This is a genomic window from Streptomyces sp. MB09-01 (genome assembly GCF_033794505.1).
Taxonomy (GTDB): domain Bacteria; phylum Actinomycetota; class Actinomycetes; order Streptomycetales; family Streptomycetaceae; genus Streptomyces.
In genome coordinates, this window is record NZ_JARAYQ010000273.1 from 1 (window position 1) to 10620 (window position 10620).

General features: G+C 74.0%; 10 protein-coding genes. 8 read left to right on the forward strand and 2 right to left on the reverse strand.

Features of this window, described 5'->3' with window-relative positions; all coding sequences use genetic code 11:
- The 4 genes from PV721_RS36170 to PV721_RS36185 all read left to right on the forward strand — a co-directional run.
- Positions 1-2924: AfsR/SARP family transcriptional regulator (locus tag PV721_RS36170; protein ID WP_319731957.1), on the forward strand; the 2924-nt coding region annotated here is incomplete at its 5' end.
- Between the two features lie 172 nt (positions 2925-3096).
- Positions 3097-3309 carry a hypothetical protein gene (locus PV721_RS36175; RefSeq protein WP_319731958.1) on the forward strand — a complete coding sequence of 71 codons (213 nt, stop codon included), beginning with the start codon at positions 3097-3099 and terminating at the stop codon, positions 3307-3309.
- Between the two features lie 151 nt (positions 3310-3460).
- Positions 3461-4186, forward strand: coding sequence for a class I SAM-dependent methyltransferase (locus tag PV721_RS36180; protein ID WP_319731960.1), 726 nt, complete (start codon positions 3461-3463; stop codon positions 4184-4186).
- Between the two features lie 111 nt (positions 4187-4297).
- Positions 4298-5110, forward strand: a complete 813-nt coding sequence (locus tag PV721_RS36185) for a hypothetical protein (protein WP_319731962.1) — start codon at positions 4298-4300, stop codon at positions 5108-5110.
- 25 nt (positions 5111-5135) lie between these two features.
- Here the strand turns inward: PV721_RS36185 and PV721_RS36190 are convergent, their stop codons facing one another.
- Complete coding sequence (locus PV721_RS36190) at positions 5136-6818, reverse strand: FadD3 family acyl-CoA ligase (protein ID WP_319731963.1); 1683 nt, start codon at positions 6816-6818, stop codon at positions 5136-5138.
- Positions 6819-6912: 94 nt separating this feature from the next.
- Between PV721_RS36190 and PV721_RS36195 the strand changes: the two genes are divergently transcribed.
- The 3 genes from PV721_RS36195 to PV721_RS36205 all read left to right on the forward strand — a co-directional run bounded on the left by PV721_RS36195 (position 6913) and on the right by PV721_RS36205 (position 9353).
- Positions 6913-8064 (forward strand): lipid-transfer protein, encoded by a 1152-nt coding sequence (locus PV721_RS36195; RefSeq protein ID WP_319731965.1) that lies wholly within the window; start codon positions 6913-6915, stop codon positions 8062-8064.
- Positions 8065-8154: 90 nt separating this feature from the next.
- Positions 8155-8580 carry a Zn-ribbon domain-containing OB-fold protein gene (locus PV721_RS36200; RefSeq protein WP_319731973.1) on the forward strand — a complete coding sequence of 142 codons (426 nt, stop codon included), beginning with the start codon at positions 8155-8157 and terminating at the stop codon, positions 8578-8580.
- Positions 8577-9353, forward strand: a complete 777-nt coding sequence (locus tag PV721_RS36205; protein ID WP_319731967.1) for an enoyl-CoA hydratase/isomerase family protein — start codon at positions 8577-8579, stop codon at positions 9351-9353. Before PV721_RS36200 ends, PV721_RS36205 begins: the two co-directional genes overlap by 4 nt.
- Before the next feature lie 166 nt (positions 9354-9519).
- Here the strand turns inward: PV721_RS36205 and PV721_RS36210 are convergent, their stop codons facing one another.
- Positions 9520-10011 carry a hypothetical protein gene (locus PV721_RS36210; RefSeq protein WP_319731969.1) on the reverse strand — a complete coding sequence of 164 codons (492 nt, stop codon included), beginning with the start codon at positions 10009-10011 and terminating at the stop codon, positions 9520-9522.
- 163 nt (positions 10012-10174) lie between these two features.
- Here PV721_RS36210 and PV721_RS36215 point away from each other — a divergent pair, with 163 nt between their 5' ends.
- Positions 10175-10606 carry a hypothetical protein gene (locus tag PV721_RS36215; RefSeq protein WP_319731971.1) on the forward strand — a complete coding sequence of 144 codons (432 nt, stop codon included), beginning with the start codon at positions 10175-10177 and terminating at the stop codon, positions 10604-10606.
- Positions 10607-10620 lie beyond the last annotated feature (14 nt).

A 10620-nucleotide genomic window follows, 5' to 3' on the forward strand; every position in this document is an offset into this window, starting at 1 on the left:
CCTCCCCCGCCGCCCCGGCCGAGTCCCGCTTCGCCGTCCTCGGACCCGTCCGCGCCTGGCGCGGCGCCGAGCTCCTGCCCTCCGGCACCCCCCAGCAGCGCGCCCTGCTCGCCGTCCTGCTGCTGCGCGACGGCCGCACCGCCACCGCGCCCGAGCTCATCGACGCCATCTGGGGCGAGGACCCGCCGCAGCAGGCCCTCGCCACCATCCGCACGTACGCCTCCCGCCTGCGCAAGGTCGTCGCTCCCGGGCTGCTCGTCACCGAGTCCGGCGGCTACGCCATCCGGCTGCGCTCCGCCGCCACCCTCGACCTCGGCGTCGCCCGCAGCCTCGCCGCCGACGCCGACGCCGCCCGGGCCGCCGGCGACCGCTCCCTGGCCCGAACGCTCCTGGCCCGCGCCCTCGACCTCTGGGAGGGCGAGCCCCTCGCCGGGGTCCCCGGCCCGCACGCCGAGACCGAGCGCACCCGGCTCGCCGAATGGCGCCTCCAGCTGCTGGAGACCCGCCTCGACCTCGACCTGGAGGTCGGCCACCACGCCGAGGCCGTCTCCGAGCTCACCGCCCTCACCGCCGCCCACCCGCTGCAGGAACGCCTGCGCGAGCTGCTCATGCTCGCCCTCTACCGCAGCGGCCGGCAGGCCGAGGCCCTCGCCGTCTACGCCGACACCCGCCGCCTGCTCGCCGACGAACTCGGCGTCGACCCGCGCCCCGAGCTCTCCGCGCTCCAGCAGCGCATCCTGAACGCCGATGCCGATCTCGCCCGCGCGGAGGGCCCGGCCCCGGCCGCCGCGACCGTCCACGTGAGGCCCGCCCAGTTGCCCGCGACCGTGCCCGACTTCACCGGCCGATCCAGCTTCGTCGACGAGCTCGGCACCATCCTGTCCGGCGGCGCCCAGGACCAGGTGATGGCCGTCTCCGCGCTCGCCGGCATCGGCGGCGTCGGCAAGACCACCCTCGCCGTGCACGTCGCCCACGCCGCCCGCCCGCACTTCCCCGACGGACAGCTCTACGTCGACCTCCAGGGCACCGAGGCCCGCCCCGCGGAACCGGAGGCCGTCCTCGGCTCCTTCCTGCGCGCGCTCGGCACCCCCGACACCGCCATTCCCGACTCCCCCGCCGACCGGGCCGCGCTCTACCGCTCCACCCTCGACGGCCGCCGCGTCCTGGTCCTGCTCGACAACGCCCGCGACGCCGCCCAGGTCCGCCCGCTGCTGCCCGGCACCGCCGGCTGCGCCGCCCTCGTCACCAGCCGGGTCCGCATGGCGGGCCTCGCCGGGGCCCATCTCGTCGACCTCGACGTGATGAGCCCCGAGGAGGCCCTCCAGCTCTTCACCCGGATCGTCGGCGAGGAGCGCGTGCGCGCCGAACGCCAGGCCGCCCTCGACGTCGTCGGCGCCTGCGGCTTCCTGCCGCTCGCCATCCGCATCGCCGCCTCCCGGCTCGCCGCCCGCCGCACCTGGACCGTCTCCGTCCTCGCCGCCAAGCTGGGCGACGAGCGCCGCCGCCTCGACGAGCTCCAGGCCGGCGACCTCGCCGTCAAAGCCACCTTCGAGCTCGGCTACGGCCAGCTGGAACCCGCCCAGCAGCGCGCCTTCCGCCTCCTCGGCCTCGCCGACGGCCCCGACATCTCCCTCTCGGCGGCCGCCGCCGTCCTCGACCTCCCCGAGTACGACACCGAGGACCTCCTGGAGGCCTTAGTCGACTGCTCCCTGCTCGAATCCGCCGCCCCCGGCCGCTACCGCTTCCACGACCTCGTACGCCTCTACGCGCGTGCGTGCGCCGAGCGCGACGAGCAGCCCCCGGGCGGGCGCGAGGCTGCCCTGGACCGGCTGCTGGACTTCTACCTGGCCACGGCCTCCGGGGTGTACGCCCTGGAACGCCCCGGCGACCGGCTGCCGGCCCACCTGTCCGACACCCACTACCCCGGGCTGGTCTTCGCCGAGCCGCGCGCCGCCCTGGACTGGCTGTACGCCGAGGCCGACCCGCTGCTGGCGTGCGTCCGGCAGGCCGCCGTACGGGGCGGCGAGACGCTGGTCCTGCGGCGGGCCGTGGACCTGCTGTGGGCGGCCAAGGACCTCGCCGAGTCCGGGGCCAACTCCAAGCAGTACGAGTCGGCCGCCGTCGCCCTGCGCGACGCCGCCCAGGCCGCCAAGGATCCGTACGCGGAGGGCCGCGCCCGCACCACCCTCACCAACGTCCACCTGGTCGCCGGCCGGTTCACCGCGGCCGACGACGAGGCCCGCCAGGCCACCGTGCTCGCCCGCGAGGCCGGCGACCCGCTGCCCAGCTGCTGGGCGCCCAACGACCGCGGGATCATCGCCCTGTACGAGGGGCGGCACGCGGACGGCGAGCGGTACCTGCTGGAGGCCATCGAGAACTTCCGCGCCGACGCCAACAACGTCGGCGAGGCCAGCGCCCTGTGCAACCTGTCCCGCATCCACGTGGAACTGGGCCGCCTCTCCAGCGCCATAGACCTCGCCCAGCAGGGCATCGCCGTCTACGACCGGATGGGCCTGACCCTGCGCCTGGCCAACGGCCGCTACGCGCTGGGCATCGCGCTCACCCAGGCGGGCCGCCTCGGCGAGGCCCTCGCCCAGCTCACCGAGGCACTGTCGCTCTTCCACGAGAACCGGCAGCCGCTGTGGGAGGGCGTGACCCACTTCCGGCTCGCCGTGGCCCACCTGGCGGCGCGCCGGCCCACCCTGGCCGCCTCGCACGCCGAGCAGGCGATCGCGCTGCGCGGCATCGGCGGGGAGTGGCGCCGGGCGACCGTGCTGACGGTGCTGGGCAAGGCGCTGCGGCGGCTGGGACAGACGGACCGGGCCCGGGCGTGCTGGCGTGACGCGGAGGCCGTCTTCCGGCAGCTGGGGTCCACCGAACTGGCCGAGGTGCAAGCCCTGCTAGCCTCGGAGATCGCGGCCTGACCTGCGACGATCCCCGTTGAACGAGGCGTTCATCGTTCGTTTATCGCCCCGCGGCACGATAGGTGCATCGACCCGGCGCGTCGGGGGGCAACCGGGTCGGTTGGAGGACCACCCGCTCGGCGGTCATCGGGGGAATCGCCGAGCGGGCCCGACCCATCCACCAGGAGAACCGATGACGACGAACGAGAACATCCTGCCGGCCGACGGTGACAGCAAGTCGCTCGACAACCACGCCCCGGGCGTCGACGTCGAGACTCTGGACAACCACGCCTCGGGCATCGAGATCAAGCCGCTCGACCCGGCTCCGGTGCCCGCTCCGGCCCCGGCGACGCCGGCCGAGGAGATCCAGACGCTGGACAACCACGCGTCCGGCCCGCGCCCGTAAGACGCGCACGGCACCACGCAAGAACGCAAGACGTACGGGGGATTCAACGGGGGAACGGCGGTCGCGGTGGCCCGGAGGGGGAGCCACCGCGACCGCCGCACGTCTGCGTCCGGTCCGCACCGGGCCCCCGCCCGCGGCATAGGCTGGTGGTGTGTTCACCTCCCACGGACCGAGCGTCCGCGAACTCGCCGTGCAGGGCCTCTCCTCGATCGAGCGCGGCTACGACCTGCTCGCGCCGAAGTTCGACCAGACGCCCTTCCGCACCCCTGACCGCATGCTCGACGCCGTGGAGGAGACCCTCGCCCTGCGGGAGGGCTCCTTCGGCACCGGGCTCGACGTCTGCTGCGGCACCGGCGCCGCGATCGGCATGCTGCGAAGGCTGTGCCGGGACCGGGTGACCGGGGTGGACCTCAGCACGGGCATGCTGGCCGAGGCCGGGCGCGCCCACCCGGACGACCGCGTGGACTTCGTACGGGCCGACGCACGGGCGCTGCCGCCCGCGCTCGCGGACACGTACGACCTGGCGGTCAGCTTCGGCGCCTTCGGCCACTTCCTCCCCGCCGAGCGGCCCGCCCTCTTCTCCGGGGTGCACCGCGCGCTGCGCCCCGGCGGGGTGTTCGCCTTCCCGATCGGCGCCCCGATCCCGCCGAGCTCCCCGGTGTGGTGGGCCGCGGCGGGCTTCGACGCGGCGATGCGGGTGCGCAACGCGGTGTGGCGGCCGTCCTTCGTCATGTACTACCGGACCTTCCCCCTCAGCGGGGTCCGCCGCGACCTGGCGGCGGCCGGCTTCACCGTCGAGACCGTGCCGCTGGACCACTTCGGGCGGCAGGCCGGGGGCGCTCCCCGCTGGCGGCTGGTGCTGGCCCGGCGTACCTAGCGGAATCACTGCGTCACCACCGGTGCACGGGACACAATCGACGAGGGTCCGTCAGGCAGCGCGCTTCCGCACCACCCTCACCCCTTGGAGCAGCCGGTGTCGTCGCAGGAAATGCCCATAACGATCACCCCCCAGCAGGCCGCCCACGGTGTCATCCTCCCCGTTCTGCTGGCGAACGGCCCGGCCCGGCTGCGCATCCCGTCCTGCCGCAACGGCGATCTCGTCCGGGCCCGCGTCGGGGAGCAGGAGTTACTCCTGCGCATCCGCGTCTCAGGGGCCGCAGCGGGAGCCGGAGCGGGAACCGGAGCGACCGCCGGAGCGGGAGCGGGAGCCGCATTCGCTACCGGCGCCGCCAGCGCGACCGGCGGCGCGGGCGCGGGTCCGGGCGTGCCGCGGTCCGGCCCCTCCCCCACGGCGAACGGCCGCGGGTGCATCGCCGCGTTCCTGGTCGCCGCCGTGGTGGTCGTCGTCTTCATCGCGGTGAACAGCGGGGACGACGGCGACGGCAAGAACTCCGCCTCCCCGAGCCCGACCTACTCGACCGGCGCGTTGTCGCCCCCCTCCTCCACCCCGTGGACGGCCGAACCCACCACCGCCCCGAACCCCGTGCCCACCCGGTACAGCCCGGAACCCGCCCCGGAGCCGACCCCGGAGCCGAGTCCCTTCGACCGCGGCACCTGCCTCAACGGTCAGTTGCCGGACTCGACGACGCCGCAGAGCGTCAGCGGCGTGGACGAAGTCTCCTGCTCGGCGTCCGACGCGCACTACAAGGTGATCGAGAGCATCCCCGGCACCTCGGACATGGACCGCTGCAACTCCAACCCCAAGACGCAGTACGCGTTCTCCTACCGCTACATGCGCGGTGCCACCGTCCTCAACCAGTACGTCTACTGCCTGGTCGGCCTCGGCTCGTACGCCCGCTGAGCGGCCGGCCCCGTCCCGCGCGGCGCTAGCGGGCGCGCAGCTCGCGCTTGAGGACCTTGCCGCTCGCGTTGCGCGGCAGCTCGGAGACGAACTCGACCGCGCGCGGCACCTTGTAGTTGGCCATCTCCCGCCGGGACCAGGCGATCAGGTCGTCGGCGGTGAGCGTGGAGCCGGGGCGGCGGACCGCGTACGCCTTGCCGACCTCGCCGAGGCGCGCATCCGGGACGCCGACGACCGCGACGTCCGCGACGTCCGGGTGCAGGCCGAGGAGCTGCTCGATCTCGGCGGGATAGGCGTTGAAGCCGCCGACGATGAACATGTCCTTGATCCGGTCGGTGATGCGCAGGTTGCCCTGCGCGTCCTTGAACCCGACGTCGCCGGTGTGCAGCCAGCCGTCCCGGGTGATCGCCTTGGCGGTCTCTTCGGGGTCCTCGAAGTAGCCCTGCATGACGTGGTAGCCGCGGACCACGATCTCGCCGGCCTCGCCCGTGGGCCTCGGCGTCCCGGCCGCGTCCACGATCATCACCTCGGTGTCCGGGATGGCCCGCCCCGAGGTCTCGGAGATGATCTCCGCGCGGTCGCCCCGCCGGCACATGGTGACGATGCCACTGGCCTCGGAGAGCCCGTAGGCGGTGAGGACGGTGGCGAGGTGCAGCTCGCCGCGCAGCCGCTCGACGAGCCGCAGCGGGACCACGGCCGCGCCGGTGACGACCAGGCGCAGGGCGGACAGGTCGTGCTGGTCGCGCTGGGGGTGGTCGAGGAGGGACTGGTGGAGGGTGGGCGGCCCGGGGAGTACGGAGATCCGCTCGGCGGCGACGTTGGCGAGGACGGTGTCCACGTTGAAGACGGGCTGCGGGACCATCGTGGCCCCGCGCATCAGGCAGGCGATGATCCCGGCCTTGTAGCCGAAGGTGTGGAAGAAGGGGTTCACGATCAGGTAGCGGTCGCCCTCGCGGAGTCCGGCGAGCTCGCACCACACGTCGTAGCAGCGCAGGGACTGGGCGTGGGTGATGACGGCGCCCTTCGGGCTGCCGGTGGTGCCGGAGGTGAAGATGATGTCGGAGGGTGCGTCGGAGGGGATGGACGCGGCGCGTTCGCGCACGGATTCGGCCGGTACGCGGTCCCCGCCCGCCAGGAAGTCCTTCCAGGTGCGGAAGGACTCGGGCGCGTCCTCGGCGAGGACGACGACCTGCTGCAGGTGCGGGAGCCCGCGCAGCGGCCCGGCACCGGGGCCCTCGCCCGCGGCCCGGCGCAGGGAGGCGACGTAGGAGGTGCCGAGGAAGGTGCCGGTGACGAAGAGCAGCCTGGCCCGGCTGCGCTGGAGGACGTACGCCGCTTCCGCGCCCTTGAAACGGGTGTTGAGGGGGACGAGCACCGCGCCCGCCGAGACGGCGCCGAGCGCGGAGACGATCCACTCCAGGGTGTTGGGGGCCCACACGGCGACCCGGTCGCCGGGCTCGACGCCGGCGGCGATGCAGGCCGCAGCGGCGCGCTCGACGCGCTCGCCGAGCTGCGCGTAGCTGATGCGGACGCGGCCGTCGACGACGGCCTCCCGGTCGGCGTACCGTACGGCTGCCGCCCGCACGAGCCCCGCGATGCTGCCCCAGCGCAGGTCTGCGCGTACCCCGTCGTTCACGCCGTCGTTCACGCCGTCGTTCACGCCGTCGTTCACGCCGTCGCGTACGGCCCCGCGTGCGTCGTCGCCCATGCGTGTCATCCTCCCGCGAACCCAGTAGCTGACTATCCGTCAGATTAGCTGTAGCCTTCGCGGCTGTCAGTACTGGCGCACCCCGGAGGTGGCGATGGCCGCAACGCTCAAGGACGCTACGGCGATAGTGGGCATCGGGCAGACCGCCTTTGCCAGACAACTGCCGCAGTCCGAGAAGGAACTGGCCTGCCGGGCGATCCTGGCTGCCCTCGCCGACGCCGGCATCGAGCCCTCCGAGGTCGACGCCTTCTCCTCCTACACCATGGAGGAGACCGACGAGGTCGAGGTCGCCAAGGCCATAGGCGCCGGCGACGTCACCTTCTTCTCCAAGATCGGCTACGGCGGCGGCGGTTCCTGCGCCACCGTCGGCCACCTGGCCTCGGCGGTGGCGACCGGCCAGGCCACCGTCGGCGTCGCCTGGCGCTCCCGCAAACGCGGCTCCGGCCCGCGCCCCTGGAAGAACACCGCCGTCCAGCTGCCCACCCCCGGCCAGTGGACCCGCCCCTTCGGGCTGCTGCGCCCCGCCGACGAGATCGGCATGCTGGCCCGCCGCTACATGCACGAGTACGGCGCCACCCGCGACCACCTCTTCAACGTGGCCATGGCCTGCCGCAACCGGGCCAACGCCAACCCGGCCGCCATGATGTACGAGCGCCCGCTGACCCGCGAGATGTACATGACCTCGCGCATGATCAGCGACCCGCTCTGCCTCTTCGACAACTGCCTGGAGACCGACGGGGCGCTGGCCTGCGTGATCGTCTCCGCCGAGCGGGCCCGGGACTGCCGCCAGAAGCCCGTCTACGTGCACTCCGTCGCCCAGGGCCTGCCCTCCCAGCACCACGGCATGGTCAACTACTGGAACGACGACCCGCTCTCCGGGCCCGCCTGGACCGCCGGCCGCCACCTGTGGAAGCAGGCCGACTTCGGGCCTCAGGACGTGGACGTCGCCCAGATCTACGACGCCTTCACCCCGCTGATCCCGCTCTCCCTGGAGGGCTACGGCTTCTGCGGGCGCGGCGAGGGCGCCGCCTTCACCGAGGGCGGAGCCCTGGAGATGGGCGGCCGCCTGCCGATCAACACCGGGGGCGGCGGCCTGTCCGAGGCGTACGTGCACGGCTTCAACCTGATCAACGAGGGCGTCAAGCAGCTGCGCGGCATCTCCACCGCCCAGGTGCCGGACGCCGCGACCTGCCTGGTGACGGCGGGCGAGGGAGTCCCGACGTCCGCGATCCTGCTGAGGAGCTGACCGATGACCACCACGTCCGACGCATCCACCACGTCCGATGCGTCCCCCGCATCCCCCGCATCCGCCGCGTCCGCCGCGTCCGTGGACGAACTGCTCCTGCCGGTCCCCGACGGGGACGGCGCCCCCTTCTGGGAGTACGCCGCGCGGGGCGAACTCCGCATCCAGGCCTGCGCCGCCTGCGGCCGGCTGCGCTTCCCGCCCCGCCCCTGCTGCCCGCACTGCAGATCCTTCGACGGCGAGTGGCGCCGCATGAGCGGCCGCGGCCGCATCTGGTCCTACGTCCGGCCGCACCCGCCGCTGCTGCCCGCCTACGCCGCGCAGGCCCCGTACAACGTGGTCCTCGTGGAGCTCGCCGACGCCCCGCACATCCGGCTCGCCGGGAACCTGGTGACCTCGGCCGACGCCCCGCTGGACTCGATGGATCCGGCCCGGCTGCGCATCGGCGCACGGGTCCAGGTGGCCTTCACCGAGATCGGCGGGATGGCCGTGCCGCGCTGGCTCCTGGAGAGGCCGTGACCGTACGGGTGGAGCGGGACAAGGCGACCGGGGTCGCGGTCGTCACCCTGGACCGGGAGCGCCGGCACAATGCGATCGACCTGGCGACGGCGGGCGAACTGGGCGCGGTGTGGCGGGAGTTCCGGTACGCGGAGGAGGTGCGGGCGGTGGTGCTCACGGGCGCCGGGACGGCCGCCTTCTGCACCGGCATCGACCGCCGTGTCGACGTGCCGCAGCCCGGGTCCCCGTACTCGGCCGACGATCCGCTCCTCGCGATCGGCCCCAAGGCCGGCGACCTGTGGAAGCCCGTCGTCGCCGCCGTCAACGGCATGGCCTGCGGCGGGGCCTTCTACCTGCTGGGCGAGGCGGAGTTCCTGATCGCCTCCGAGACGGCGACCTTCTTCGACCCGCACACGACGTACGGGATGGTCAGCGCCTACGAGGCCGTCTACATGGCGCAGCGCATGCCCTTCGGCGAGGCCGCCCGGATGTCCCTGATGGGCACGGCCGAACGGCTCTCCGCGCGCCGGGCGCACGAGATCGGGCTCGTCTCGGAGCTGACCGCCCCCGCCGAGCTGCTCCCGGCGGCCCTGCGGGCGGCGGAGACCCTGGCCGGCTTCCCGACGGAGGCCGTGCAGGGCACCGTACGGGCCCTGTGGTCGGCGAAGCAGGCCGCGCTCCAGCAGGCCCTGGCCCAGGCCCCGGCACTGATCGCGCTGGGGAACCTGGCGCCGGAGCGGCAGGCGGAGCTGTTCGCGGGGCGGCGCGGGGCGCCGGAGCCGCGGGTGCGGTGAGCCCGCGGCTCGGGGAGATCGGAGCCGCGGGTGCGGTGAGGCGCGGGCGCGGTGAAGCGCGGGTGCGGTGAGGCGCGGGCGCGGTGAAGCGCGGGTGCGGTGAGGCGCGGGCGCGGTGAAGCGCGGGCGCGGTGAAGCGCGGGCCGGGCGGCGGGCCGCGTGGGGCCTACGCCCGGTCGACGGTGCCCACCCGGCAGTTCTTCACCTCGGCGGCCTTGCCCGGGACCGTCATCGGGACCACGACGGTCCGGCTCTCGCGCGCCTTGAGCGTGACCTTCAGGGACCCGGCGTCGAGGGCCGCACCGTTCGCACCGCTGAAGGTCACCGGCACCCGCACCGTGCGCTCGGCGTCCACGGTGGAGATGACCTGGACGGTGGCCCCCTTCTTGTCCGCGCCGACACAATCGACGAGCACGGCCCGCGCGGGCGCCGACGTCGGGCTCGCCGAGGCCGTCGGGCTGCTGCTGCTCTTGCTGCTGTGACTCTTCTTCTTCTTGCTCTTGGAGCTGGAGCAGCCGCCTCCGCTGCTGCTACTGCTGCCCTTGCTCTTGCCGCCGCTCCCGCTGCTGCTGCTCCCGCCGTGTGACGAGAAACCGGTCAGCGCGAAGACGACGGCCACGAGCACCGCGGTGAACCTGATACGACGCCCAGCCACCATGGCCCGAACTCCTCCCCCTGGACAACGGCGGGTCACGCTATCAGTGCGCCGCCGCGCCGGTAACGGGCCGGGGAGGGACCCTCTCCGTCCGGCCGCCCCGCATGCGCGGCCCCGGAGCCGGGCGTAGCGTCGGGATCGAGACCCCTACCGCGAAGGGCCGGGCATGATCCGCAACGTACTCGGCTCGCTGATGGGTCTGATCGGAGCGGCGGCCGCCGTCTGGAGCCCCTTCCGTGCCTGGTACGACGGCCGTCATGGACGCGACTACCGCGTCCAGGAGCTCTTCACTGCCGTCGGGATCACCGATCACAAGGCCGCCCTGCTGGGCTCGCTCCTGCTCCCCTTCGTCTTCGCCGCCGCCCTCGCGCTGGCCGCGGCCGTGCTCCGCTCGCGGCTGCTCATGGCGCTGGCGGGGGTCATCGTCCTCGGCTTCGCCGTCCTGTGGACGGTCCGCCAGGGTCAGGCCGCCGGGAGCCTCTCGGTGGGCGGCGACGGCCAGGGCCTCGGTGACGGCCTCGCCAACGCCTTCGGCGCCGGCGCGTTGATCCTCCTGGGCGCCACCGTCATGCGCGGCCGGCACACCCGGCGCGCATGACGGTGGCGCCCAGG